Origin of the sequence: Nocardia flavorosea NBRC 108225 (genome assembly GCF_001613385.1) — a bacterium.
GTDB classification, from domain to species: domain Bacteria; phylum Actinomycetota; class Actinomycetes; order Mycobacteriales; family Mycobacteriaceae; genus Nocardia; species Nocardia flavorosea.
The window spans coordinates 208,481-234,231 of record NZ_BDCG01000009.1; the positions used below are offsets into that span (position 1 = coordinate 208,481).

The 25,751-nt window shown below is 68.2% G+C and carries 26 protein-coding genes; 4 read left to right on the forward strand and 22 right to left on the reverse strand.

Features of this window, described 5'->3' with window-relative positions:
- Positions 1-33 precede the first annotated feature (33 nt).
- The 5 genes from NFL01S_RS11150 to yajC all read right to left on the reverse strand — a co-directional run bounded on the left by NFL01S_RS11150 (position 34) and on the right by yajC (position 5,820).
- Positions 34-606: an adenine phosphoribosyltransferase gene (locus tag NFL01S_RS11150; RefSeq protein ID WP_062974121.1), complete on the reverse strand. Its 573-nt coding sequence runs from the start codon at positions 604-606 to the stop codon at positions 34-36.
- Between the two features lie 32 nt (positions 607-638).
- Positions 639-2,324 carry an ABC transporter substrate-binding protein gene (locus tag NFL01S_RS11155; protein WP_062974123.1) on the reverse strand — a complete coding sequence of 562 codons (1,686 nt, stop codon included), beginning with the start codon at positions 2,322-2,324 and terminating at the stop codon, positions 639-641.
- A gap of 16 nt (positions 2,325-2,340) precedes the next feature.
- Positions 2,341-3,525 (reverse strand): protein translocase subunit SecF, encoded by a 1,185-nt coding sequence (gene secF, locus NFL01S_RS11160; RefSeq protein WP_062974125.1) that lies wholly within the window; start codon positions 3,523-3,525, stop codon positions 2,341-2,343.
- A 2-nt stretch (positions 3,526-3,527) separates the two neighbouring features.
- Positions 3,528-5,330 (reverse strand): protein translocase subunit SecD, encoded by a 1,803-nt coding sequence (gene secD / locus NFL01S_RS11165; protein ID WP_062974127.1) that lies wholly within the window; start codon positions 5,328-5,330, stop codon positions 3,528-3,530.
- A gap of 133 nt (positions 5,331-5,463) precedes the next feature.
- Complete coding sequence (yajC, locus tag NFL01S_RS11170) at positions 5,464-5,820, reverse strand: preprotein translocase subunit YajC (protein WP_062974129.1); 357 nt, start codon at positions 5,818-5,820, stop codon at positions 5,464-5,466.
- A 188-nt stretch (positions 5,821-6,008) separates the two neighbouring features.
- Here yajC and NFL01S_RS11175 point away from each other — a divergent pair, with 188 nt between their 5' ends.
- On the forward strand, positions 6,009-6,254 hold the full coding sequence (locus NFL01S_RS11175) for a DivIVA domain-containing protein (protein ID WP_062974131.1): 246 nt from the start codon (positions 6,009-6,011) through the stop codon (positions 6,252-6,254).
- A 268-nt stretch (positions 6,255-6,522) separates the two neighbouring features.
- Here the strand turns inward: NFL01S_RS11175 and ruvB are convergent, their stop codons facing one another.
- The 5 genes from ruvB to NFL01S_RS11195 form a co-directional block, all read right to left on the reverse strand.
- Entirely contained in the window at positions 6,523-7,614 is a 1,092-nt protein-coding gene (gene ruvB / locus NFL01S_RS11180; RefSeq protein ID WP_062974133.1) for a Holliday junction branch migration DNA helicase RuvB, read from the reverse strand.
- A gap of 164 nt (positions 7,615-7,778) precedes the next feature.
- Positions 7,779-8,375, reverse strand: coding sequence for a Holliday junction branch migration protein RuvA (gene ruvA, locus NFL01S_RS11185; RefSeq protein WP_062974135.1), 597 nt, complete (start codon positions 8,373-8,375; stop codon positions 7,779-7,781).
- Positions 8,372-8,941, reverse strand: a complete 570-nt coding sequence (gene ruvC / locus NFL01S_RS11190; protein ID WP_062974223.1) for a crossover junction endodeoxyribonuclease RuvC — start codon at positions 8,939-8,941, stop codon at positions 8,372-8,374. Before ruvC ends, ruvA begins: the two co-directional genes overlap by 4 nt.
- Before the next feature lie 125 nt (positions 8,942-9,066).
- On the reverse strand, positions 9,067-9,213 hold the full coding sequence (locus tag NFL01S_RS35340) for a hypothetical protein (RefSeq protein ID WP_168433986.1): 147 nt from the start codon (positions 9,211-9,213) through the stop codon (positions 9,067-9,069).
- A 298-nt stretch (positions 9,214-9,511) separates the two neighbouring features.
- Positions 9,512-10,039, reverse strand: coding sequence for an O-acetyl-ADP-ribose deacetylase (locus NFL01S_RS11195; RefSeq protein ID WP_062974225.1), 528 nt, complete (start codon positions 10,037-10,039; stop codon positions 9,512-9,514).
- A gap of 112 nt (positions 10,040-10,151) precedes the next feature.
- Between NFL01S_RS11195 and NFL01S_RS11200 the strand changes: the two genes are divergently transcribed.
- The gene (locus tag NFL01S_RS11200; RefSeq protein WP_084492589.1) at positions 10,152-10,544 is read left to right on the forward strand and encodes a metalloregulator ArsR/SmtB family transcription factor; all 393 of its coding nucleotides are present in this window, start codon (positions 10,152-10,154) and stop codon (positions 10,542-10,544) included.
- Positions 10,541-11,038, forward strand: coding sequence for an SRPBCC family protein (locus tag NFL01S_RS11205; RefSeq protein WP_062974137.1), 498 nt, complete (start codon positions 10,541-10,543; stop codon positions 11,036-11,038). The genes NFL01S_RS11200 and NFL01S_RS11205 overlap by 4 nt, the downstream gene beginning before the upstream one ends.
- Before the next feature lie 330 nt (positions 11,039-11,368).
- Here NFL01S_RS11205 and NFL01S_RS11210 read toward each other — a convergent pair whose 3' ends face one another.
- From NFL01S_RS11210 to NFL01S_RS11220, 3 genes are all read right to left on the reverse strand, one after another.
- Positions 11,369-12,121, reverse strand: a complete 753-nt coding sequence (locus NFL01S_RS11210) for a YebC/PmpR family DNA-binding transcriptional regulator (RefSeq protein ID WP_062974139.1) — start codon at positions 12,119-12,121, stop codon at positions 11,369-11,371.
- A gap of 102 nt (positions 12,122-12,223) precedes the next feature.
- On the reverse strand, positions 12,224-12,835 hold the full coding sequence (gene pdxT, locus NFL01S_RS11215) for a pyridoxal 5'-phosphate synthase glutaminase subunit PdxT (protein ID WP_062974229.1): 612 nt from the start codon (positions 12,833-12,835) through the stop codon (positions 12,224-12,226).
- Positions 12,836-13,022: 187 nt separating this feature from the next.
- The gene (locus NFL01S_RS11220; protein ID WP_062974141.1) at positions 13,023-13,841 is read right to left on the reverse strand and encodes an acyl-CoA thioesterase; all 819 of its coding nucleotides are present in this window, start codon (positions 13,839-13,841) and stop codon (positions 13,023-13,025) included.
- A gap of 94 nt (positions 13,842-13,935) precedes the next feature.
- Here NFL01S_RS11220 and NFL01S_RS11225 point away from each other — a divergent pair, with 94 nt between their 5' ends.
- Positions 13,936-14,547 carry a nucleoside/nucleotide kinase family protein gene (locus NFL01S_RS11225; RefSeq protein ID WP_062974143.1) on the forward strand — a complete coding sequence of 204 codons (612 nt, stop codon included), beginning with the start codon at positions 13,936-13,938 and terminating at the stop codon, positions 14,545-14,547.
- A gap of 466 nt (positions 14,548-15,013) precedes the next feature.
- Here the strand turns inward: NFL01S_RS11225 and pdxS are convergent, their stop codons facing one another.
- The 9 genes from pdxS to NFL01S_RS11270 form a co-directional block, all read right to left on the reverse strand.
- On the reverse strand, positions 15,014-15,934 hold the full coding sequence (gene pdxS / locus NFL01S_RS11230) for a pyridoxal 5'-phosphate synthase lyase subunit PdxS (protein WP_033242294.1): 921 nt from the start codon (positions 15,932-15,934) through the stop codon (positions 15,014-15,016).
- A 401-nt stretch (positions 15,935-16,335) separates the two neighbouring features.
- On the reverse strand, positions 16,336-17,394 hold the full coding sequence (locus NFL01S_RS11235) for an NUDIX hydrolase (protein WP_062974232.1): 1,059 nt from the start codon (positions 17,392-17,394) through the stop codon (positions 16,336-16,338).
- Positions 17,394-18,518, reverse strand: a complete 1,125-nt coding sequence (locus NFL01S_RS11240; protein ID WP_062974145.1) for a glycosyltransferase family 4 protein — start codon at positions 18,516-18,518, stop codon at positions 17,394-17,396. Before NFL01S_RS11240 ends, NFL01S_RS11235 begins: the two co-directional genes overlap by 1 nt.
- A complete protein-coding gene (locus NFL01S_RS11245) occupies positions 18,515-19,486 on the reverse strand; it encodes a phosphatidylinositol mannoside acyltransferase (RefSeq protein WP_062974147.1) in 972 nt (323 codons plus the stop codon). Before NFL01S_RS11245 ends, NFL01S_RS11240 begins: the two co-directional genes overlap by 4 nt.
- Complete coding sequence (gene pgsA, locus NFL01S_RS11250; RefSeq protein ID WP_033241556.1) at positions 19,483-20,151, reverse strand: phosphatidylinositol phosphate synthase; 669 nt, start codon at positions 20,149-20,151, stop codon at positions 19,483-19,485. The genes NFL01S_RS11245 and pgsA overlap by 4 nt, the downstream gene beginning before the upstream one ends.
- A 98-nt stretch (positions 20,152-20,249) precedes the next feature.
- Positions 20,250-20,849, reverse strand: coding sequence for an ATP adenylyltransferase (locus NFL01S_RS11255; protein WP_062974149.1), 600 nt, complete (start codon positions 20,847-20,849; stop codon positions 20,250-20,252).
- A gap of 36 nt (positions 20,850-20,885) precedes the next feature.
- Positions 20,886-22,958, reverse strand: a complete 2,073-nt coding sequence (thrS, locus tag NFL01S_RS11260; protein ID WP_062974234.1) for a threonine--tRNA ligase — start codon at positions 22,956-22,958, stop codon at positions 20,886-20,888.
- Positions 22,959-23,925: 967 nt separating this feature from the next.
- A complete protein-coding gene (locus NFL01S_RS35345) occupies positions 23,926-24,849 on the reverse strand; it encodes a (2Fe-2S)-binding protein (protein WP_245670618.1) in 924 nt (307 codons plus the stop codon).
- Positions 24,816-25,325 (reverse strand): TIGR02611 family protein, encoded by a 510-nt coding sequence (locus NFL01S_RS11270; RefSeq protein WP_245670619.1) that lies wholly within the window; start codon positions 25,323-25,325, stop codon positions 24,816-24,818. The genes NFL01S_RS35345 and NFL01S_RS11270 overlap by 34 nt, the downstream gene beginning before the upstream one ends.
- Between the last annotated feature and the right edge of the window lie 426 nt (positions 25,326-25,751).

The window sequence follows — 25,751 nt, forward strand, 5'->3', positions numbered from 1 at the left end:
TCGACGGGAATCACAGGAGGCGGGTTACCGCTCTCAGACGGTGACGATGGAGGTGACCGGGTAATCGCCCTGACGGGCCCGTCCGCCCAACCCCTCGAGTTCCAGCACGACCGCCGCGGCCACGACGTGCGCGCCGGCGCTGGTGAACAGATCCGCGGCCGCTGCCAGGGTGCCGCCGGTCGCCAGCACATCGTCGAGCAGCAGTACCCGGCGGCCGGCCAGCTCGACGCCGGTGGCGGGTACCTCCAGCGCGGCCGTCCCGTACTCCAGCTGATACTCGCGGGTGATCACCGGAGGCGGCAATTTGCCGCGTTTACGGACAGCGAGTACCCCGGTGCCGAGCGTGGTCGCGACCCCGGCCCCGAGCAGGAACCCGCGAGCATCCACCCCGGCGACCAGATCCGCGTCCGGAACCAGCGCTGCCAGGCAGTCGACAACGGAGCGGAACCCGTCGGGATCGGCGAAAACCGGGGTGAGGTCGGCGAAGCGGACCCCGGGCTCCGGGAAGTCGTCGGCCCAGCGGGTGAGGCGCCGGACGAGATCGGCGGCCGGTCCGTGGCGTTCGCCGGTTTCCTCGGCGGGTCCGGCCGCCACATGCTTACTCATCGGGTTACCTCTCTCCTCGGCCACACTCGGTATCAACGCTGTAGGACCCACTGGTCCATGTTCCAGCCGGACCCGGCCCGAGTGGGGCCCGCGATACCGTTGTCCAGGCCACCGGAGAACGCGATCGTGCGGGGGGTCGCGAACAGCGGGACGCTGGGCAGCTGTGCCCACAGCAGGTTCTCGGCCTCGGTGAGCAGATTCAGCTGCGTGGTCGAGTTGTCCTCGGCGGCGAGCTGGTCGGTGATCGAATCGAAGCGGCCGTTGCGGAACTGCCCGATATTGAGTCCGCTACCGCTGCGCAGGCCGCCGATCGCGGCGATACCGTCGAGTGACCCCGCCGGCCCCTGCGCTCCCCCGGACCCGCCGAGTACCGCATCCACCGCCCCCTCCCGCAACCGCGCCGGCGTGAAATCGGGCGTGCTCGCGTCTTCTACGGTGATACCGGCCGCTCTGCACGCATCGGCGATCATCGACACCGTCTGGGACCTGCGGGCATCGGGGGCGAGGTAGCCGATCCGGACGACCATCCCGTCCTTACCGGCGTCGGCCAGCGCCGCCTGGGCGCCCTCGACATCACCGGCCGCGAACGGTCCGGCAGCGCCGGTGGCCGCCGGATAGTACAGCGAATCCTGTTGCAGCGTACGCGAATTCGATGGCCCGGAGCCCAGTCCGGCCTCCGGCGCCTCGGTGACCCTGCCGAGTTGGTCGAACAGCCCCTGGCGGGGTACGCAGAGGGCAAACGCGCGACGCGCGGCGGTCGATTCGAATACCCCGCCCGTGTTGAGTACGAGTTGTTCGATACCGCGACTGGGTAATTGCGCAACGGTGTACGCGTCCAGGTTCACCTCGGGCAGCGACCCCGCGCCGATATCCACCACAGCCGCCGAACCGTCCTCGATCCGACCGGCGAGATCGGCCGGTTTGGGGTACACGACGATCCGGCCGGTGGCCGGTGTCTCTCCCCACCAGCGTTCGTTGGCGACCAGGACGAGGCCGTCCTCGAGGCCGTACGATTCGATCCGGTACGGCCCGGAGGCGGGAAAACGAGTGATGTCCAGATCACCCGGCTCCAGATTCCAGCCGGTGTTCCAGAACTGCGCCAGCCGGTCCAGCGCGGGACGGTCGTCGTTCTGGACGGCGGCAACTATATCGGGAACGTCCGCCGCCTCCGCCGCCACATGGGCGGGCATCAATTCACCGGCCCCGAACAGCGTGCGCCACGGCAGGTAGTGCTTCCCGGGCCGGAACACCACGGTGCCGTCCTTGGAGCCCGGCTGGCATTCCACCCGCTCGATATCCTCGTAACCGGCCGTACTCGCCGATTCGAACCCCGGAAACCGGCCGCTGCGGGCCGCCCAGGTGAATACGAGATCGTCACAGGATGTGGGCACGCCGTCGGAATAGACGCCCCGCGGATTCAGCCGATACTGGATCGTCTGCGCCTCACCGGGCACTTCTTTGGCGGTCCCGGTATCGGTATCGGCGACCGGCTGACCGTCGGGCCCGGTGTAGAAGAACCCGGTCAGCACCCGGCCGAAGACGGCCTGAGCCGACGCGGCACCCGCCGCCGTACCACCGTTGTAGCTGGTGACCGCGGTATCGACGGCGTATCCGATCGAGGGCACCTGGTCCTCACCGGAACATCCCGCCACCACCCCGGCGGCCGCGGTGGTCGCCGCGAGCAGTGCGATCGTCCGGCGCAGATATGGCAGTCGCATCCGTACCCCTCGTCTGTCAGTGCCGCCTCTGTCGTTTACCCGTGGGACGTGCGCCGGGCGCGGGCCCGGCGGTACCGGAACCGCGCGCCGGCCGCGGGTCGCGGTCGCCCGGTTCCGCGTGGCGCGGGCGGGGCGCCGGCCCGGCACCCTGCGGCACCCGGCCGGCCCGCCGGGCGTGCACCTTGTTGGTGTGTGCGGCGACCGGACCCCATCGTTCCTTGATCGAAACCAGCAGCGGGGTGGCGAAGAAGATGGACGAGTAAGTACCGACCACGACGCCCACCAACTGCACCAGCGCGAGATCCTGCAAAGTACCGACGCCGAGCATCCACACCGCGATCACCATGAGGCCGATGATCGGCAGAGCGCCGATCACGGTGGTATTGATCGACCGCATCAGGGTCTGGTTGACCGCGAGGTTGGCCTGTTCACCATAGGTACGCCGGTTGGTATGCAATACACCGCGGGTGTTCTCCTCGACCTTGTCGAAGACGATAACCGAATCGTAGAGCGAGAAGCCCAGGATGGTCAGCAGGCCGATCACCGAGGCCGGTGTCACCTCGAACCCGACCATCGAATAGATACCCGCGGTAACCACCAGATCGAAGAAGAGGGCAGCCAGAGCTGCGATCGCCATATCGCGTTCGTACCGGAACCCGATATAGGCGCTGACGAGCACCAGGAACACGACGAGCGCGATCAGCGCCTGCCTGGTGATCTGCCCGCCCCAGGTCTCGCTGACATCCGAGGCGCTGATGGCATTGCGGCTCGGGTTCCCGCTGTCGTCGGTGGGTTGGAACTCGTCGAACAACGCGGTTTGCACCGTGCTGAGATCTTCGGCGCTCAGCGTTTCCGAGCGGATCAGGATGGTGGCGGTATCACCGGTGCCGACGGTCTGCACCGATTCGGGTTCGGAACCGAGCGCGTCGGAGAACACCGTTTCGACCTGTTCGGTGGTGGCGCCACCGGCCGGGAGCTGGATCCGGGATCCGCCGACGAAATCGATACCGAAGGTGAATCCTCGTACCGCCATACTCAGCAGGCAGATCAGCACGATGACCGCGGTGATGATGTACCAGCGCCGGCGGTTGCCGACCACATCCAGCACACCGGTGCCGGTGTACAGACGGTTCATCCAGCTGTGCCGGGCACCGTTCGCGCGCGCGGGTTCGGGCTTGTCCATGGTCACGGAACTGTTCATCGTCACGCCTTCCCCACCGCGGTTTCGGCCGCCTTGCGCTCACGGGCCAGCTGCTGCATCGCGCCGAGACCGTTCACCGAGGGCTTGGCCCAGAAGGTGGAACGGGCGGCCAGCTGCACCAGCGGAGCCGTCACCAGGAACACCACCACCACATCGAGAATGGTGGTCAGTCCGAGGGTGAAGGCGAAGCCGCGCACCTGTCCGACGGCCAGCACGTAGAGCACGGCCGCGGCGATGAAACTGACGACGTTACCGGAGAGAATGGTTTTCCGGGCGCGCTGCCAGCCGCGCGGAACCGCCGACCGGAAACTTCGGCCCTCGCGTATCTCGTCCTTGATGCGTTCGAAGAACACGACGAACGAGTCGGCGGTCATCCCGATACCGATGATCAGACCGGCGATACCGGCGAGGTCCAGGGTGAACCCGATCCACCGGCCGAGCAGCACCATGATCCCATAGACCGCGAAACCGGAGCCGACCAGCGATAACGCCGTCAAGAATCCCAGCATCCGGTAGTAGGCCAAGCAGTACAGCAGTACCACCGCCAGACCCACCGCACCGGCGATGAGGCCCGCGCGCAGCGAGGAGAGCCCGAGCGTCGCCGAGACCGTCTCGGCCTCGGAGGTTTCGAACGACAGCGGCAGCGAACCGTACTTCAGGGTGTTCGCCAGGTCCTGGGCGGAGGAGGCGGTGAAATTACCCGAAATCTGGGTGCGGCCGCCGAGCTGCGGCCCCTGCTGTACGACCGGAGCGCTGACGACCTGCGAGTCCAGCACGAACGCGACTCGCTGCTGGACGTACTCGCCGGTGAGCGCCGCCCAGGCGTCACTACCACCGGACTTGAATTCCATATTGATCTCGTGGCGGGACTGTTCGGTATTGAACCCGGAGGTCGCGTCGGCGATCTCCTGACCGTCGATCCGGCTCTTGTCGAGCAGGAAAACCTCGGTGCCGTCGGTGGAACAGGTGACCAGCGGCAGATTCGGGTCGTCGTTACCGGCCAGCGGGTCGGCCACGGAACAGTCCATCGTGGACATCGCCAGCTGCTGCATGGTCGGGTCGGCGCTCTGCCGCAGAGTCTTGGCCGCCTCGATCTCCTGCTGGGCCTGTTCCTGCGGGCTCAGCGATTCGTCGGCCGGGGCAGGTTCACCCGGTGCCGGAGCGGGCGCCGGGGCAGGCTCGGTCGACGGCGGCGGCTCGGGTGCGGGCGTCCCGGGTGCCTGCGCCGGGCGGACCTCGAGGTCCTCGGCGGACACCGGCGCCGCGGCGGCGGGAGTCTCCGGGGCCGGCTGCTCGGGTTCGGCCGGCGCCCCGGCTCCGTCGCCTGCCGGCGGTACCTCTGGGGCCGGGGCGGGCGCGGGAGCCTGGGGGACGGCCGGCGCGGTGGGCTGACCGGGCATCTGCTGGGCCTGCGGGCTGCCGGGCGCCGGGACCGCCTGGAGTACCGGGCGGATATAGAGCTTGGCGGTTGTCGCCAGCGTGCGGGCCTGCTGACTGTCGTCACCCGGGACGGTGATGACGAGGTTGTCGCCGTCGATCACGACCTCGGAACCGGAGACACCGAGGCCGTTCACCCGGTTCTCGATGATCTCCTGGGCCTTGGTCAGGCTGTCCTGGCTGGGCCGGTTTCCGTCCGGTGTCCGGGCGGTCAGCGTGACCCTGGTACCGCCCTGTAGGTCGATGCCGAGTTTGGGCGTCGGTGATTTGTCACCGGTGAAGAACACCAGCGCGTAGATCGCGGCCACCAGCACGCCGAAAAGGGCGAGCCAGCGGAGTTGATGCGCCGATCCCTGGGACGGTGGCACAGGTCGTCATCTCCTAGGCGGAAGTTCTGGGTGGAACGGCCGGCCGATACGGGCGCGCCCGCGTCTATCGGCTGGGCACACGCCGAGGCCACCGGTCGCCCGGGTATCCGGTCCGGTGGCCAGGCCGTGGAATTCAGTCCTTGGTCAGCCGGGTCTCGGTCTGCTTCGGGGTTTCCTCCGCGACGGCCGCAGCGGAGTCGACCGCGGGCGCGGAATCGGCCGCCACGGTGGCATCGTCATCGCTGCGCACATCCCGGATCGCCAGCCGCAACCACGTGGTCACGACGTCCTCGGCGATCTCCAGATCGACGGTGGTGTCGTCGACCTCGACCACGGTCCCGAGCAGGCCGGAAGTGGTGGTGACACGGTCACCGACCTTCAGGCTGTCCTGCATCTGGGTGACCTTGTCGGCCTCTTTCTTCTGGCGGCGCATACCGAGGAACATCGGCACGAGCAGCGCAACCAGTATGAGCGGAAACAGGAAATCCATGGTCGAAGTCAGTTCCTGATCTGGTGGGGAGAGGGGCAGGTACGCACACAGTCTGCCAGTTCCCCGGCCGGGCGCCACACCCGCACGCCGGAAAAGTGGTATCCGGCCGTCGCCGCCCCATCCGGTGAGTGGTACCGCGATCCCGGCGAACCGCCTGCCGGGCAACCGGTTACGACCATAATCGGGGCATGACACCCGAGGATGTGCACCACATCACGTTCACGACCGCGCCGTGGGGCCGCCGCGGCTACCGGATCGACGATGTCGACGATCTGCTCGACCATATCGCCGCGGCGCTGGCCGGGCGGACGACCCTCAGCGCCGAACGACTCCGGAGCGGGCTCCGACCGGGCGGTGCCTGGCTGAACCGCGGTTACGATCCCGACGAGGTGGATACTTTCCTGCGACGGGTCCGGGCCGAACTCGGAGTCTGAACCGCCGCATCGGCCGGCGGTCATTATCTGCCCTGCGCCACCGGCTCCGCCCGAGTCCGATAGCCGAACGGTGCCGTCCGCCGGATTCGGCGAGTCCGACGTGTAGGCCGAGCGGGTGCCGATCGACAGAGCACGCAGCCGCGCCGCGGTGGGCGGCCGTCACGTGCACCACGCCCGCGGTATCCGCCGCGTCCGCGGCGTCGCTGTATCCGGCGGTGCCCCACGTACCGGCGACCCGTCGCGGCGATCGGCGGATTGCTACCGGCGGTTACCGGTCGAAGAGGTCGAGCGTGGGCTGGGGTTCGCGGCCGCGGACCTCGAGCGCGCCGAACGTGAGATCCGGTGGGGGCACCATCCCGAGATGAGACCAGGCCGCCGCGGTGGCGACCCGGCCGCGCGGCGTCCGTGCCACCATCCCGGCGCGTACGAGGAACGGTTCACACACCTCCTCCACCGTGGCGGCCTCCTCCCCGACCGCCACCGCGAGCGTGGACACCCCGACAGGCCCCCCGCCGAAACCGCGGACCAGGGCACTCAGCACCGCCCGGTCCAGACGGTCCAGGCCCAGCACATCCACGTCGTAGACCTCCAGCGCGGACCGGGCCACCGCGAGGGTGATCCAGCCGTCGGCGCGCACCTCGGCATAATCGCGGACCCGGCGCAGCAGCCGGTTGGCGATACGCGGTGTACCGCGGGACCGCCCGGCGATCTCCGCCGCGGCGTCGGGGTCGATATCCACCCCGAGAATCTGTGCGGACCGCTGCACGATGAGCAGCAGTTCGTCCGGTTCGTAGAAATCCATATGCCCGGTGAACCCGAATCGGTCGCGCAGCGGCCCGGTCAGCGCACCGGACCGGGTGGTGGCCCCGACCAGGGTGAACGGCGCGATATCGAGCGGTATGGACGTCGCTCCGGGACCTTTGCCGACCACCACGTCGACCCGGAAATCCTCCATCGCCAGATACAGCATCTCCTCCGCCGGCCGCGCCATCCGGTGGATCTCGTCGATGAACAGGACATCCCCGGCCACCAGATTGCTGAGCATGGCGGCCAGATCTCCGGCCCGCTCCAGCGCCGGGCCGGAGGTGATCCGCAACGCGGTGCCGAGTTCGCCCGCGATGATCATGGCCAGGCTTGTCTTACCGAGGCCGGGAGGGCCGGACAGCAGGATATGGTCCGGGGTGCCGCCACGCGCCCGGGCGCCGCGCAGTACCAGCGACAGTTGTTCCCGCACCCGCGGCTGGCCGATGAAACCGTCCAGCGAGGTCGGCCGCAGTCCCGTGTCGATATCACCGTCCGAGGGCAGGTAGCCGGCGCTGACCGGAGAATCCTCCGCTCCCGGGGAGTTGTCGTAATCCATGACCGCCTAAAGGTTCTCGCCGTGCAGATCGGTCGTAAGCGGAAGGCCTCGATGACGACGCTGCGCTTCCTCCGCCGTGCCCCGCGCTCTCGCGTCGTATCCCTCGGGCAATCCCGGGGACCGTCCGCGGTGGCGTTTCCCCGTCTGCGCGGGGCCCGGCGCGATCATGCCAGCATCCCGAGCGCGGCACGCAGGGCCGTCGAATTGTCCGCGTCCGGTTGTTCGGCGAGGACCGCGTCTATCGCCGGCTCGGCGTGTTTCACCGGGAAGCCGAGGCCGATCAGAGCCTCCACCACCTGTTCGCGCACCGGGGTGCGGACCGGGACCGGCGCGATGCCCGGTGAATCCGCCGGGACCGGCACCAGATTCACCTTGTCCCGCAACTCCACAACCATCCGCTCGGCTCCGCGCTTCCCGATTCCGGGCACCCGGGTGAGCGCCGCGATATCGCCGGCGGCCAGCGCCTTACGCAAGGTTTCGGGCTCGAGGACTGCCAGGACTGCCATGGCCAGGCGCGGACCCACTCCGGATACGGTCTGCAGGAGTCCGAAAAGATCGCGGGCCTCGGTATCGGCGAACCCGTAGAGGGTCATCGAATCCTCGCGCACGATCAACGCGGTGTGCAGCCGGGCCTCTTCGCCGCGGGTGAGCCCGGCCAGCGTGGCCGGAGTGGCATTGAGCTGGTATCCCACCCCTGCGGTTTCGAGCACCACGTGGTCGAGGGCGAGTTCGACGACCTCGCCGCGAATGGACGCGATCATCCGCGCACCGCCTTCCGCTGCTGTTCCAATCGTTGGGTGTACCGCCGGCGGGCCCGTTCGGCCTGCGCCTCGGCAGCCGCCATCCGCTCGATCAGCGGCGCCCGCCAGCAATGGCAGATGGCGAGCGCCAGCGCGTCGGCGGCATCGGCGGGCTTCGGCGGCTCGGCGAGCCCGAGGATCCGGGTGACCATGGCGGTCACCTGCTTCTTGTCCGCCCCGCCGTGACCGGTCACGGCGGCCTTCACCTCACTGGGAGTATGGAACATCACCGGGATATCGCGGCGCGCGGCCGCCAGCGCGATCACCCCGCCCGCCTGGGCGGTGCCCATGGCGGTGCGCACATTGTGCTGGGCGAAAACCCGTTCGATTGCCACCACTTCCGGCCGGTGGGTTCGCATCCAGTCCTCGGCGGCGTCCGCGATGCGCAGCAGGCGCCGGGCCAGGTCCAGTTCGGCCGGGGTCCGCACCACATCCACGGCGAGGGCGCGCACGGTGCGACCCGCTCCCCCTTCGACCATGCTGATCCCGCACCGGGTGAGCCCGGGGTCGACGCCCATCACCCGCACCCGCACAACCTTTCCCAGAACGAACAGTTGTTCGAAGTCTAGTGCAGCGCGGGAGTTCCGGACGACAGTGACACGGACCGCGGCCGCGGTGCAGACGCCGCACGATCCTGTCCCGCGTTCGGTGATCACGCATCACCGCCACAGGCCGGCACGAGGGAATCACCGTCGGCAACACCCCTCGCCGCCGACTCATCGTCCAGCGCACCCACGACGGTGTCGATCGAGAACCGCACCACCGGCGCGGACGGTTTCTGCGCGTCCGGCAATCTCACCGAAGTCAACCAGAGCATCCGGCACCGCTCGTATCAGCGCACGACGCCACCCCGGACGTATCCGGTGGCCTCGCCGAGACCGCGCCGGACGGGCATCGACCGGCCGGCCTCGATCTGCCGACGAGGAGGTGGGGACTCCCATCGATACGCGTCCTGCCGGTCCGGCCCGAGTCGGAGGCCGTGCGGGTCTGCGACGCAACAGTGTGGCTCGGCCACCGGCGGTTCGGCACCGCCATCGCGCTTCCACACACCGGCAGATACCACCGGAGCCGGTGTGATCAGAGCGCCGGCTGTGTGATCAGAGTGCCAACCGACCGGAGAAGGCGTCGTATGCGGCGGCGTCGAAAAGCACGAACCGCACTTCCTCGATCGCGGCAGGGCTCTCCTCCCGGACGGTGCCGACCGCGATGCGCGCCGCGTCGTCCATGGGCCAGCGGTAGGCGCCGGTGGAGATCGCCGGAAACGCCACACTGCGGGCTCCCAGTTCCTCGGCGACCCGCAGCGATTCGCGGTAGCACGATGCCAGCAGCGGTGCCAGCCGGGCCGCACGGTCCCCGCGGACCGACCACACCGGGCCGACGGTGTGGATGACCCAGCGCGCCGGGAGGTCACCGGCCGTCGTCGCCACGGCCTGTCCGGTGGGCAGGCCGCGCGGGTACTCGGTCGCCCGCAGTCGCCGGCATTCGGCGAGAATCGCGGGCCCGCCGCGGCGGTGGATGGCGCCGTCCACGCCGCCGCCACCGAGAAGTTCGGAATTCGCCGCATTGACCACCGCGTCGACCTGCTGTTCGGTGATATCTCCGCGTACGACCGTCACAGCCACCATGTCGTCATTGTGCAACCGGGCCGGTCTCAGATCGCTGCGGCACACGCGCTCTCCTCCGATCGAGACCTCGAAAGCCTGGACAGATACGTAACCAGTTGGTTACGCTTCTGTCGTGGACAACGCAGCCGCGGCAATCGCCGACCCGATCCGGCGCGAAATCTTGACGATGCTGTGCGGCACTCGGCTCACGGCCGGCGCGATCGCCGCACAGTTTCCGATAAGCCGCCCGGCGATCAGCCGCCACCTGCGCGTACTCCGCGACAGCGGACTCGTGCACGACGATCTGGTGGGCCGGCAACGGTACTACGCCCTGGACGCGGCACCGCTGCGTGAACTGCGCTCCTGGATCGACACACTCGACCGGCCCACCGGCTGGGAACACCGCCTGGATGCGCTGACCACCGAGGTCTACCGGACCCGCCGGGAACACCGCGCCGAACAAGAAAAGCCCGGTCGGCAGATCGCAGAACCCGACATCCCCGAGAACAAGGAGAATTCCGCATGACCCTCCGACCGAGCGGACGCCTGGAGAAAACACCGGACGGACAAGACCTGATCCTCACCCGCACCTACCGCGCCCCCATCGCCGATGTGTGGGCCAGTATCACCGAATCCGACCGCACCGCCCGCTGGTTCGGACCGTGGAAAGGCGAAGCGGGGCCGGGCCGGACGATTCAGGTCCAGCTGGCCTACGAAGAAGAACAACCCTGGGCCGACTTCACGATCGACGCCTGTACTCCACCGCACCATCTCTCCCTGCGCACGGTCGACGAGCACGGCAGCTGGCATCTCGAGGCGGCGCTGACCGAACGCGACGGGCAGACGGAACTGGTGTTCACCCACCATCTGACCGCGCCGGAGATCGCCGGCGAGGCCGGTCCCGGCTGGGAGTACTACCTGGATATGCTCGGCAGCGCACTCATCGGCGCGGAACGTCCCGACTTCGGCGACTACTACCCCGCCATGCGGGACTACTACGTGAACGCGAACCCTGCATGACCGGACCATCTGTTCCCGCCCGGAGTGTGCGCAACACCGCCCGCTCGGCACACCACCCCTGCCTGGACTACGCAGAAAGCATGCACGCGCGAAACGTCGGCCGGCACCACGGACCACCGGAAGCGAGAAGCGGTCCGGGCCGCCCGGCGGGCGAGCACGAGGATCGCGGGCGGCGACAATATTCGACCGGCTGCCGAGGAGATAGGCCGGAAAGCCCTCGGATCACGGCCGCGGCCCGGCCCCGAGCGGCTTCGGACAGCCGCACCGGACTCGCTCCACCGCAGTGAACCCGAGGGGGCATAAGCCGAGGCGAATCCGGTTCGGCCCGTATCAGTCGTCCAGTTCGGCGAGGACCTCGTCGGAGACATCGACATTGGTGTACACGTTCTGGACGTCGTCGCTGTCCTCGAGCGCGTCGACCAGTTTGAACACCTTGCGGGCACCTTCCACGTCCACCGCGACGCTCACCGACGGCTGGAAGCCGGATTCGGCGGAGTCGTAGTCGATACCGGCCGACTGCAGGGCCGAACGCACCGCGATCAGATCGCCGGGCTCGCTGATGATCTCGAACGAATCACCGAGATCGTTGACCTCTTCGGCACCGGCGTCGAGCACCGCCATCAGGACATCGTCCTCGGAGAGACCGTTCTTTTCCAGCGTGACGAGGCCCTTGCGGTGGAACAGATACGCCACCGAACCCGGATCGGCCATATTGCCGCCGTTGCGGGTCATCGCCACCCGGACCTCGCCCGCCGCCCGGTTACGGTTGTCGGTGAGGCATTCGATCAGGACCGCGACACCGTTGGGGCCGTAACCCTCGTACATGATGGTCTGCCAGTCGGCGCCGCCGGCTTCCTCACCGCCGCCGCGTTTGCGGGCCCGTTCGATGTTGTCGTTGGGAACCGAGGATTTCTTCGCCTTCTGGATGGCATCGAACAGCGTCGGGTTGCCTTCTGGATCGCCGCCACCGGTGCGGGCCGCCACCTCGATGTTCTTGATCAGCTTGGCGAACAGCTTGCCGCGCTTCGCATCGATCGCCGCCTTTTTGTGCTTGGTGGTGGCCCATTTGGAGTGGCCGCTCATTCCCTACTTCCTTCAGGTCGATGGCTGGTCTGCTCGTTCACGCTACCGGCTGGCCGGGCGGACAATTCCGTCACCCTACTCGCACGGCGGCCGGTGAGCAGCTCAGCGGTCGCGAACCAGATCGACGAACAACCGGTGCACGCGATGGTCGCCGGTGACCTCGGGATGGAACGAGGTGGCCAGCACAGCGCCCTGGCGTACCGCCACGATCCGGCCGGCGGCAGGTCCACCGGGCACCCGGGCCAGCACTTCGACCCCGTCACCGGCCCGTTCCACCCACGGCGCCCGGATGAACACCGCCCGCATCGGCCCACCGTCCACCCCGGCGAACTCGAGGTCGGTTTCGAAGGAATCGACCTGCCGGCCGAAAGCGTTGCGACGCACGGTCATATCGATACCGGACAGGTGCCGGGCATCGGGGCGGGTGTCCAGTACCTCATCGGCCAGCAGGATCATGCCGGCACACGACCCGAACGCCGGCATACCGTCGCGCAGCCGTTTCCGCAGTGGTTCGAGGAGGTCGAACACCTGCAGCAGTTTGCTGATCGTGGTCGATTCGCCGCCGGGCAGTACCAGCGCGTCGACCGCGGCGAGCTCGGCCGGACGGCGTACGAGTACCGGGTCGGCACCGCACAGGTCCAGCACCGCGACGTGCTCGCGGACATCCCCTTGCAGGGCCAGCACACCGATGGTGGGCCGGTCGGTGGACGCCACGATATCGCTATCCGGCCGGCTGTCCCGGGAAACGGCAGTATCGTTCACCTGAGCGAGCTTACGAGGCCACTCGATGTGCGCGCGGTCACGCCGGGCGGTACGCGTGACGACTCCATCGATCCGCTCGTTCGTGCACCGAACCGGAAAGTCGTGGACGAGCGGCTGCTGCCTCACTCGTTCCGGGTTCTCACTTCCGCAGGGTGCGGATAAGCCCCTCCTGGACAACTGCGGCGACCAACCGGCCACTGCGATCGAAAATCTTCCCACCGGTCAGCGCCCGGCCGAATCCGGCCGACGGCGAGGACTGGTCGTACAACAACCAATCATCGGTGCGGAAGGGGCGCAGGAACCACATGGCGTGATCCAGCGAGGCGTTCTGCGTGGGTTCGTCGGGATGGGTGACCTTCGACGAACCGAGCAGCGTCATATCGCTCATATAGGCGAGGGTGCACACGTGGAACAGCGGATCATCGGGCAGCGGATGCCGGTACCGGAACCACACCTGCTGCGGCGAGACCACGCCGGGGCGCTGGGTCACCTGCTCCTGCGGGACCGGCCGGATATCCCAGTGCTCCCATTCCCGCATCGCCCACAGCCGTTCGGGGTCCATGGAGGTCTCGGCGTCGGGCAGATCGTCGGGCGGCGCCACGTCGGCCATCTCATCTTGGTGCGACGGCCCCTCGTCACCGATATGGAAGGACGCGGACATGGTGAATATCGCGTCCCCGTCCTGGACGCCGGTGACCCGGCGGGTACTGAACGAACGGCCGTCCCGGATGCGGTCCACCATGTAGACCGTGGGTGCTTCCGGGTTTCCGGGCCGGAGAAAGTAGCCGTGCAGCGAATGCACCTGAAACCGCGGCTCCACCGTGCGCACCGCCGAGACCAGCGCCTGACCCGCCACCTGCCCGCCGAAGGTGCGGGGGAGCTGGGTCTTGGGGAACGCGCCGCGGAAGATATCGCGTTCGAGGCGTTCGAGCTCCAATGCCTCTTCGATAGTCGCCATTCGCTGAGATTAGCCCGAAGAGTCCTATTTCCCATGATCACCGGCGGGTAATCCCGGTCACCAGCCGAACCGCCGGACCTGCTGTGATGAATCGATGCCGCGTTTCACCCCGATCACCCAGGATGCGCTCGCCGAGCGGGTCGCCCGGCGGTTACGCGATTCCGGCGGGCAACTGGTCGCTGTCGACGGCGCCGATGCCGCGCATCCACTTGTGTTCGCCCGGCTGGCTGCCGGCCGCCTCCGCGCCGAGGGCGGTACCGCCGAAACGGTTTCGCTGCACGATTTCGTCCGTCCCGCCTCGCTGCGCATGGAATTCGGCCGGGACGAAATCGCCTACCGCACCGGCTGGTTCGACTATCCGGCGCTGCGCCGTGAGGTCCTCGACCTCTTGCGCACGGAGGGGCAGTGGCTACCCGCACTGTGGGACGAAGCGGCCGACAGATCCGCCCGTGCGGTCCGCCGCCGTGCGCGTCCCGGCACCGTCGTGTTCGTGGCGGGCCCGATGTTGCTGGGCCGCGGCCTCCCCTTCGACCTCACTGTCCGGCTCGACCTCAGTCCGGCCGCCCTCACCCGCAGCACTCCGGCAGCGGACGCATGGACCGTCCCCGCACTCTTGGCCCACGACCGCGAGCACCCCGAAGCTCCGGACTATTTCGTCCGGTGGGACCACCCGGACCGTCCCGCCCTGCGCACAAGTTCCAGCTGAGTGACGCAACCCCCACTCGCCGGCTCCGCTCGCGTGAAATCGAGGCTTCGGTCGATCGGAGTACCGACGCAAGAAACGCGACCAAACCCTACCGCCCTAAGGTATCTCCTAGGTCTTGCCGAGCCGACCCCGGAGCAGACGCACGCTACGGAAGGGCAGTAGATGCACTCCCACCCCACGGAAGCCGCGTTCATGGCCGACATCGAGGAGGGCGCGCCGGAGATGGCGCCGGCGTCCTTCGGATTCGACAAGGCCGTGTCCGGCAAGAACACAGGAAAACCTGGACCTCGCCATACGTGAGCCGATCGCGGTCAGTGGCGCACCGAAGCGGTCATGGCCGCTGCCGCGTTACGAGCCGGCGACGGCCTCACCCACGGATCGAAGGCGATGAAGAGCATCGCCGAGAGAACGAGTAGGCACCACGCCCTCACACCGGAGAATCTGAGCAAAGGCGTGGAACGACCCGCTACCAGCCGCGTTCGGCGAGCCGGTGCGGCTGGGCGATGTCCTCGACATTGATGCCGACCATCGCCTCACCGAGACCACGGGAGACCTTGGCCAGCACATCGGGGTCGTCGTAGAAAGTGGTGGCCTTCACGATGGCGCTCGCACGCTGTTCGGGGTTACCGGATTTGAAGATGCCCGAACCCACGAACACACCCTCGGCGCCGAGCTGCATCATCATCGCGGCATCGGCCGGGGTGGCGATACCGCCGGCGGTGAACAGCACCACCGGCAACTTCCCGGTTTCGGCGACCTCGCGGACCAGTTCGTACGGCGCCTGCAGTTCCTTGGCGGCGACATAGAGTTCGTCGGCCGGCAGCGCGCCCAGCCGGGCGATCTGCTGGCGGATCTGACGCATATGGGTGGTCGCATTGGAGACATCGCCGGTACCGGCCTCACCCTTGGAGCGGATCATCGCCGCACCTTCGGTGATCCGGCGCAGCGCTTCACCGAGATTGGTGGCACCGCAGACGAACGGCACCGTGAACTGCCATTTGTCGATATGGTTGGCGTAATCGGCGGGGGTGAGGACCTCGGATTCGTCGATGTAATCGACCCCGAGGCTCTGCAGGACCTGCGCCTCGACGAAATGCCCGATCCGGGCCTTGGCCATCACCGGGATGGATACAGCCTCGATGATCCCGTCGATCATATCGGGATCACTCATCCGGGAGACCCCGCCCTGGGCGCGGATATCGGCGGGCACCCGCTCGAGCGCCATCACTGCGACGGCACCGGCATCCTCGGCGATCTTGGCCTGGTCCGGGGTGACCACATCCATGATCACCCCACCCTTGAGCATCTCGGCCATACCGCGCTTCACCCGGGCGGTACCGGCCTCGCGGGTCGCTTCGGTGGTCTGGGCGGTCTCGGGCGTGGTCACGGCAGCTCCTGTGTCCGGTGCAGGGAAATCGTCGATGAACACCACGATTCTAGGGGCGCCCCGAAACGGCCTTCATATCCAGTTCACGCGCACTGGACTGATCGCGACCTGGCGTTATGTGCACCACTCGGGGAACTGGACCGGATGAAACACCGCCGGACCGGTGCGGCACCGGCCCGGCGGGGCATGAAAACCGACTCAGATCGGGTTGACCACCAGCAGCTTCGCCCAGTACTCAGCGGCGCTGGGTCCGAGAATCGGCAACAGGTAATCGAACAGGATGTAGGACACTTCTTCACCTCCACACACCGAATCGACATAACCTCGGCGCGTCAAACTGCGCTGACGTTATCACGCCGAGTGAACCCCATCACAGTTCTCCCGGCGCATGGGGCCCGGACCTATCGGATGGAGCGGACTTCCGGATCGGTATCCGCGTCGGCTGCCCGGGAGGCCTCGGCGAGCAACTCGTCGAGGTGGTAGGGGTACACCGTTTCCCCGGCGGCATCCAGGGCACGGATATCGGCAGGTCCGCACCAGCGGCTGCCGGTGATCGAACGTTGTTCGACATAGGTGAGGTCGGCGGGTTCGGGCGCGAACTCGGTCACCCGCAGCGCGAAGAACAGTTCTTCGGAGCGGATCAGGTCGCCGTTGAACGGGAAAACCGCCACCCTGCGCCAGAGGGGGCCGCGCAGACCGGCCGGATCGGCCGTATAGCCGGTTTCCTCGTGGAGTTCGCGGACCGCCGCCGCTCGCAGGCTCTCCCCCGGTTCCACCCCGCCGCCGACGGTGAACCAGAACGACACCTCCGGGAGCATCGGATCGTGACCACGCATGAGCAGGATCCGGTCCTGCTCGTCCAGGATCGCGACCCGCGCCGAGACCCGGGTGGTGTCCACGTCGAGGCCGGTCGCGGCCGCGGGTGTGGCGCGTTCCGCGATCTCGAAGTAGGCGGGCATCGGCGCGGTGCCGCCCAAGCGCAGCCAGCGCACCGGCCGGCGGGTGCGCAACGCGAGGGTGTCGCGGACGGCGTCGTTGTGGAACCGGCGGGCGATGAGCACGCGGGCTTCGGCGTCGGCGAGTTCGGCCACCTGTTGCGGGGGGAGCCGCGCGATATCGACAGCCGACAGGGTGACGGCCAGCTGGTTCTCCACCGCTTCGCGGTCGTCGCGGCCGGTGCGTTCGGCCCGGTCGGCGAGGACGGTCAGGCGGCGGGCGAGCTCGGCGGGTTTCGGGTCGGCGCCAGGGTCGGAAGGGGCGGGTCCGGACAGCGAGACCGCGACCGCGCGCGCCACCACTGCCCGGCGCGCCAATGCCCCATCGAGCGCATGCCAGGCGAGGTCGGTGCGTACATGGAGGCGGTCCAGGCGGTTCGCCGTGGAGTACGCCCAGACTCCCAGCGCCACGACGAGCGCGGCGACCAGCGCGAGAACCAGGACGGTGGTCGCGGAGAAGGTGATCATTCGGCCACCCGGACTCGCAGATCGCCGACCACCACGGTTTCGTAGACCCGCAGGATCTGTTCGGCCACCACCGGCCAGTCGTATGACCCGACCACCTGTGTCGCGGTGCGTACCAGATCCGTCCGGCGGGAATCGTCGGTGAGCAGTTCGTCGAGCGCACCGGCCAGCGCACCGGAATCACCGGTCGGAACCAGCACTCCGGCCGCGCCGTCGCGCAGGACTCGCCGGAAGGCGTCCAGTTCGCTGGCGATCACCGCGGTTCCGGCGGCCATGGCCTCGATCAGGATGATGCCGAAACTCTCCCCGCCCAGGTTCGGCGCCACGTAGACATCCGCGCTGCGCATGGCCGAAGCCTTTTCGGTATCGGTCACCTGCCCGAGGAAGCGCAGATGCCGGGCCAGCGGTCCGGCCTCCCGGCGCAGCCGGGCCTCGTCACCGCGGCCCACCACGAGGATCTCGACATCGGGGTGGCGAGCGACCAGAGCCGGTAGTGCACCCAGCAGTACCTGCATTCCCTTACGAGGTTCGTCGTAGCGACCGAGAAACAGGACGGTGCGCCCGGGCCGCGGATAACCGGGAAGCAGTGGCGCCCGGCTGAATGCCTGCACATCGACACCGTTGGGGATCTCCACCGCATCCGAGCCGAGCGCCTCGACCTGCCAGCGCCGGGCCAACTCCGAAACCGCGATCCGCCCGCTGATCTTCTCGTGATACGGCCGCAGCACACCCTGGAACGTGGCGAGTATCAGTGATTTCGTGGTGGAGGTGTGGAAGGTGGCCACGATCGGCCCCTCGGCGATCTTCAGCGCCAACATGGACAGGCTCGGCGCATTCGGTTCGTGGATGTGCAGGACATCGAAATCGTTGCCCTCGATCCACTTCCGGATCCGCGTATATGCCGTGGGTCCGAACGACAACCGGGCCACCGACCCGTTGTACGGGATGGCGACGGCACGTCCGGCCGAGACCACGTACTCGGGGAGCTCGGTACTGTCCGACGCGGGCGCCAGCACGCTCACCTTGTGCCCGCGCTCCCCAAAAACCTGCGCCAGTTCCACCACATGCGCCTGGACGCCCCCCGGAACATCGAACGAGTAGGGGCAGACCATGCCGATCTTCATCGGGCGAAATCTTCCCCGGAGCCGACCGGCCTGCTACCGCGCCGCGCCTGTTCGGCGGCGATCCGGTCCAGCCGCGCCTCGGACAGATCCGTCTCCCACAGCGGCTGCAACATATGCCAGTCGGCAGGGTGGTCGGCAATACCGGCGGCGAAACAATCGGCCAGCGCCTGGGTCGCGGCGTCGACGCCACCGGACACATCGAGTGGTTCCTGTGTGCGCACCATCCAGCCTTCGCGGCCGGTGTCGTCGACGGTGAACCAGACGTGCACCGGCATCAGCGCGGCACCGGTTTCGATCGCGAGTTTCGCTGCCCCCGCGGGCATCCAGGTGCGTTCGCCGAAGAAGGTCACCGGAACCCCGCGCCCGGTCAGGTCGCGCTCCCCCATCAGGCACACCACTTTGTTCGCGCGGAGTCGTTCGGCCAGCGCGCCGAACGGGGGTTGTTCGCCGCCGGTCAGCGGGAACACCTCGAATCCGAGGCTTTCCCGGTAGGCGACGAAGCGCTCGAACAACGATTCCGGTTTCAACCGTTCGGCGACGGTGGTGAAGGTTCCGTAGTTCTGCACCAGCCAGGTCCCGGCCATATCCCAGTTCCCCGAATGCGGCAGGACGAACACCACACCCCGGCCGCGGGCCAGCGCGGCATCGAGATGCTCGAGGCCCTCGACGACGACCCGGCCGGATTCCACCAGATCCCGGTGATCCATGGCCGGTAACCGGAACGCTTCCCGCCAGTACCGGGCATAGGAACGCATACTCGCCCGGACGAGTTCGCCGGGCACCGCTTCGGGCGAGGTCCCGAGCACGCGGGCGAGATTGCGCCGCAACTGCGCGGGCCCGCCGTTACGAGCCGCGAAATCGGCGCCGCGGTCGAACACTGTGCGCGCTACGGATTCGGGCAGGGCCCGCACCAGACGCCAGCCGGCGGCATACCCGCGGTCACTCAGATTCGCCCGCCACCCGCTCACGACGGTTGCTCCGTTCCCGAATTCGATGCGCCCAGGATCTCGCGGGCACCCGGCGAATTACGCACCGCCAGCACCCGCTGGGCCACGGTGACGATACTGAGCACGGCCAGAATCCACATGGCCACATGTACCGCCCAGGTCAGCCATTCGATCCCCCAGTAGCCGCCGATACCGGTCAGTCCGGCCCCGACGAGCACGATCACCAACCGGTCCGGCCGCTCGATGAGCCCGCCGTCGGCGGACAGGCCGCTGGCCTCAGCGCGCGCCTTGGCGTAGGAGATGACCTGCGAGGTCACCAGCACCACCAGGGTGGCGACGAACAGCGGTTTGCTCTGCTCGTGGTACACCGCCCACCAGGCCAGACCCCCGAAGATCGCGCCGTCGGCCACCCGATCGCAGGTGGCGTCGAGGACGGCGCCGTAGCGGGTACCGCCGCCACGCGCCCGGGCCATCGCGCCGTCGAGCATGTCGAACATGACGAACAGCCAGATCACCATGGTCCCCCAGAACAGGTGCCCGGTGGGGAACAGCGTGACAGCGGCCGCGATCGACGCGGCGGTACCGATCAGAGTGACGGCGTCCGGGGTCAGTCCGGTACTCACCAGCGCTTTCCCCAGCGGCGCGGTGGCCTTGGCGAAGGTCGCCCGCCCGAAGATGCTCAGCATCTACGCCCCCAGCTGTCCATCTACGCCTCCTGCCGTGCCGTACGGGACACCCGCACCCGCTCGGCTCCGACGAGCGCGCACACACGGTTTTCGCCCATTTACGCCTCCTCCCAGGCCGCGGCCAGCAAGGCCCGGGTTTCGCGAAGCAATTGCGGCATGACCTTCGCTCCACCGATCACGGTGATGAAATTGGCGTCCCCACCCCAGCGGGGCACGATGTGCTGATGCAGGTGGTCGGCCAGCGAACCGCCGGCGACCGCGCCGAGGTTGAGCCCGACGTTGAAACCGTGCGGCCGCGATACCTTCTTCATCGTCCGGATGGCGCGCTGGGTGAACTCCATCAGCTCCGCGGCCTCGGCGGCGGTGAGATCCTCGAGATTCGCCACCCGGCGATAGGGCACCACCATCATGTGGCCCGGGTTGTAGGGGTACAGGTTCAGCACCGCATACACCTGCTCACCGCGGGCCACGACCAACCCGTCCTCATCGGACATCGTGGGGATATCGGTGAAGGGATGACCGGTCGCGCCCTTGGGCGCCGAAGTGGCGGCCTCCGCGATGTAGGACATCCGGTAGGGCGTCCACAACCGCTGCAGCCGGTCCGGTTCGCCCGCACCGCGGTCCACGATCTCCTCGGCCCGCTCGGCCGCACCGGTTTCCGCTCCGGTCAGACCGTCCGGCACCGTGCGCTCACTCATAATCCATACCCTTTCCCCACCCGGGCGGACCCGGTATCACTCGGGCGCACCGCCCGCACCGTCCACCAGGGGACGTACCGATTCCGCGGTGGGTGAGGTGTTGTCCCGGCGATGCACCCAGTCCACGACCAGTCGTACCGCATCGGCTACCGGCACACCGTTGACCTGGGTACCGTCGCGGAACCGGAAGCTCACCGCATCCGCTTCCACATCCCGCGCGCCGGCCAGCAGCATGAACGGCACCTTCTGCGCGGTGTGGTTGAAGATCTTTTTCTGCATCCGGTCGTCACCGCGGTCCACCTCCGCGCGGACACCGGCCGACCGCAGCTGCGCGACCACGCCGTCGAGATGTTCGACGAAGGTATCGGCGACCGGGATGCCGACCACCTGCACCGGCGCCAGCCAGGCCGGGAACGCACCCGCGTAGTGCTCGGTGAGTACGCCGAAGAAGCGTTCGATCGACCCGAACAGTGCGCGGTGGATCATCACCGGTTGTTTCTTGGTGCCGTCGGAGGCGGTGTATTCGAGGTCGAACAGGCCGGGTTCGAAGAAGTCGAGCTGGATGGTCGACATCTGCCAGTTGCGGCCCAGCGCGTCCCGGGTCTGCACCGAGATCTTCGGACCGTAGAACGCCGCGCCGCCCGGATCCGGGACGAGTTCCAACCCGGAGGCGTCACCGACCTGGCGCAGCGTCGCGGTAGCCTCGTCCCACAGCTCGTCGGAGCCGACGTACTTCTCCGGGTCCTTGGTCGACAGTTCCAGATAGAAGTCGTCGAGGCCGTAGGCCTTCAGCAGGTCCAGTACGAAACGCAGGGTGCCGGTCAGTTCCTCGACGACCTGTTCCTGGGTGCAGTAGATATGCGCATCGTCCTGGGTGAAGCCGCGGGCCCGGGTCAGGCCGTGCACCACACCGGACTTTTCGTACCGGTACACCGAACCGAATTCGAACAACCGCAGCGGCAGTTCCCGATACGACCGGCCCCGCGACCGGTAGATCAAGTTGTGCATCGGGCAGTTCATCGGTTTGAGGTAGTAGTCCTGGCCCGGTTTCCGGACGGTGCCGTCCTCGTTCAGCTCGGCGTCCAAATGCATGGGCGGGTACATGCCCTCGGCGTACCACTCGAGGTGCTTGGAGGTCTCGAACAGATGCGCCTTGGTGATATGCGGAGTGTTGACGAACTCGTAGCCCGCTTCGACGTGCTGCCGCCGCGAGTAGTCCTCCATCTCCTTGCGGATGATGCCGCCCTTCGGATGGAACACCGGCAGGCCCGAGCCCAATTCGTCGGGGAAGGAAAAAAGATCCAGCTCCGCACCGAGTTTGCGGTGATCGCGTTTCTCGGCCTCGGCGAGCAAGGTCAGATATTCGTCCTGCGCCTCCGCCGATTCCCAGGCGGTGCCGTAGATGCGCTGCAGGCCTTCGCGGTTCTGGTCGCCGCGCCAGTAGGCGGCGGAACTACGGGTCAGTTTGAAGGCCGGAATGAACTTGGTGGTGGGGATATGCGGACCGCGGCACAGATCGCCCCAGATGCGTTCACCGCTGCGCGGGTCGAGATTGTCGTAGATGGTCAGCTCGTTACCGCCGACCTCCATGATCTCCGGATCGTCGATCCCGGACTTGTCCCCGATCAGTTCGAGTTTGAACGGCTCCTTCGCCAGTTCGATACGCGCCTGATCCACCTCGACCACGCGCCGGGAGAAGCGCTGCGCACCTTTGACGATCTTCTTCATCCGGGTCTCCAGCTTCGCCAGATCCTCGGGAGTGAAGGGACGGTCGACGCGGAAGTCGTAGTAGAAGCCGTCCTTGATGGGCGGTCCGATGCCCAGCACCGCCTCGGGGAACTCCTGCTGCACTGCCTGGGCGAGCACATGCGCGGCCGAATGCCGGATCACACTGCGGCCGTCCTCGGTGTTCGCGGCGACCGGGACTACCTCGGTGTCGAGTTCCGGAGCCCAGGACAGATCCTTCAGATCACCCGCGGCGTCCCGGACGACCACCACGGTCTCCGGGCCCTTGGTCGGCAAACCCGCCTCGCGAACCGCGGCGCCCGCCGTAGTCCCGGCCGGCACCCGGACGGGGGTGACTGGGCTGCGGGGGGCTGTGGTGGTCACGGTGGCGCTCTCCTCGGGTTTCCGCGGCCGGATCGGCTCCGGCTCGCTCGGCTTCGGACGGACCGCCATTCCCGGCTACCCCGGTGCGGTGACGGCTCGTCCATCGATCGGCAGCCGGGCAGTGCCCGGCCGCGACCATGCTATCGGGACACACCAGGACGCGTGTCGATGGACCGGGCGCGACACCCGCCACGGCCCCCGCACTGTCGCGATATTCGCAGTGGGTCCTTGTCGTCGGCGGCCGTATCCCGGTGCCATGGGCTCGGGACCCCAGCTTCGCCCACACGCCCCTCATCTATGTCGCAGCTCTCGTTGCGATGCCGGGCGCCCAACGGCCCAGGACGTTCTGGGACCTTCCGCAACTCGACGAGTGACGCGAGGCGCGGTCGGCGGTCCGCAGCACGGGCGCGACGACGGCCGCGCGTGTTCGCCGTATGACAACCGACTCTCAGCGACCACGGTCCCGCCGGCCCGGCGCCGTGCGGCCAGGGAAAGGTAAGCCGCGAGGGACTACGTGGTGGCCAGGTCTCCGACGAGTCGCCGCGCCCCGCCGCGTTCAGCGACCGGCGAGCGAACCCGGTGAGGCGACCCGGACCCGCCGGCCCGACGTCAGCCCTGGTCGGCGGACCCCCGGCTTCATCCGCACACGCCCCCCGAACCTACGGCGCAACGCTCGTTGCGGGTGCAGGGCGCCCAGCGTCACCCCGAAACGTTCGCAGACCTCCGCGACTCGAGAAAGGAGGAGCCGGTCGGCGATGTCGTCGTCGACGGGCCGACGGTTGCCGGCGCCTGCCGCAGGTCGGTCGACGGCGAGGTACACAAGGACGATCGGCGGGCAACACCGGCGCGACCGGAGTCAGCGCATCGTCGCAGGTCCGCCGTGCACCGTTCTGTGTCAGGAGCATGGCCCGGTGTCCACAGTCCGTGGCAGGAGCGTGGCCCGGTGCCGAGAGCCCGCTGTTCGGCGTCAGGGGCGCCGGGCGTAGTCCGCGAGCAGGGCTGCACGTTCGGCGGGCGGGCGTTTGGGGCAGCTGACGCATTTTTCGCAGCTCGGGGCCTCGTAGACGAGACAGCACGACGCGCGGCGCACGAAAGTCCGGCCCGCGACGTCGACGAACCGCGGCGCAGGCAGGGCGGGCCCGAGTTCGGCGGCCAGCCACTGTCCGATCTCGGGTGCCCGCGCGTCGACCGCCCAGCTGGCGACGACATCGGTGACGACGGCCCACAGCGCCGGCGCCCGCACTCCGGAGACAGCGGCGAGCCGATCGATCACTGTGGCGACAGTGGCGCGCAGTGCCCCTGGAATGTCACCGGATTCCGGCGATACCGGATCGCACCCCCTGGTCTGCTCCGCCGTGTCGCACGGCGGGGCGGCGGGTACCGTCGCCGTGCTCGCTCCGGGGTCAGGGGCGTCGCTGCTCCCTGCCGCCGCTCTGTCATCGCCGGCCGGGCGGCTACGCGGAGTGCGGATGCCAGCGGTGCGCCGATGCTTCGAGCGCACCGCATCGGCATCGGCATCGGCATCGGCATCGGCATCGGCATCGGCATCGGCATCGGCATCGGCATCGGCATCGGCATCGGCATCGGCATCGGCATCGGCATCGGCATCGAGGATTCGCGCCTTCCCGACTGTGCCGTCGGGGCGTAACGACAGTTCCAGGCGGTCCAGCGTGGGCGGCGCGATCGGCATATTCCGAACAAGTGCCCGTACCACCGGTTCGACCAGCGCCGAGGCAGTCATACACCACCACAGCGTGGCGCCCACCCGCATCGAATCGGTACGCCAGGACGCGTTGAGGTCGGCGATCCGGGCCGCCAGCCACGCTTCGTCCGCCAGCATCTGCCCCGGCGCCGCTTTCACGACATCAGCGGACTGTGCAGCCACTGCCATTCGACCCCGATCCAGCCGCCGACCAATCCGAACGTACCGAGTAGCCACAGCGTGGCCACGACCACCGCGCAGGTCGCCAGGAATGCCAGTACCTGCATCAGCGGCCCGCGGGAGATATACCAGGCCATACCGCGCCGGTATTTGTCCCGCAACCAGACCAGCGCGTGCCGCGCCACCGCGAATTCGGTGGCGAGGATGCCGATACCGGCGAAGACCAGGGCCCATCCGGGCCCGGGGAACGGAATGGTGATCACCCCGACGACGAACACCACCGTACCGACCACGGCCACCCCGATCCGGTAGACCAGCTCGAGCGTGGGCCGCCCGGCGATCCGCCCGCGAAAGGCACGCCAGAAGGCGGATCCCGACCGCTCCGGCCCGCCGTCATCTCCCACAGCCGACTCGGATCCCGGTGTCGGCGCGGCCTCGGCGCTCCCGGCGCCCCGCCCGACCGCAGTCTCGGAAGAGTTCTCCACGGAACCAGCCTACGAGGCCTCCCACCCCGCTCCTCAACGCGGAGTAGCGGCCCCGTACCGACTCGGCAACCACAGGGCTTCCGTCGCCACGGAACCGGATCGGCACCTGCCACGCCGACCCGGGCCCGCGCTCCCGAGTACCGGTCTCGACCGAACGAACGACACGGAGGAGCTGCCGGTCACTGCCGCCATCGGAACGAACCGGCCGAGGTCCGGCCTGTCCACGCCGTCCACAGCCCTGAGATTCGGCCTGTCCACCCAGGACCACAGCACCGCGGCGCCGGGTATACCGGGCTGAAGGCAGCTTCGCCTCAGCACACAAAGGCGCTGGAAAGCACTGAACACCCAGGTGAACGGGACCACAGCACCGCTACGGCCGATCAATGGTCGGCACCCGGTCGGCACCCGGTCGGCACCCGGTCGGCA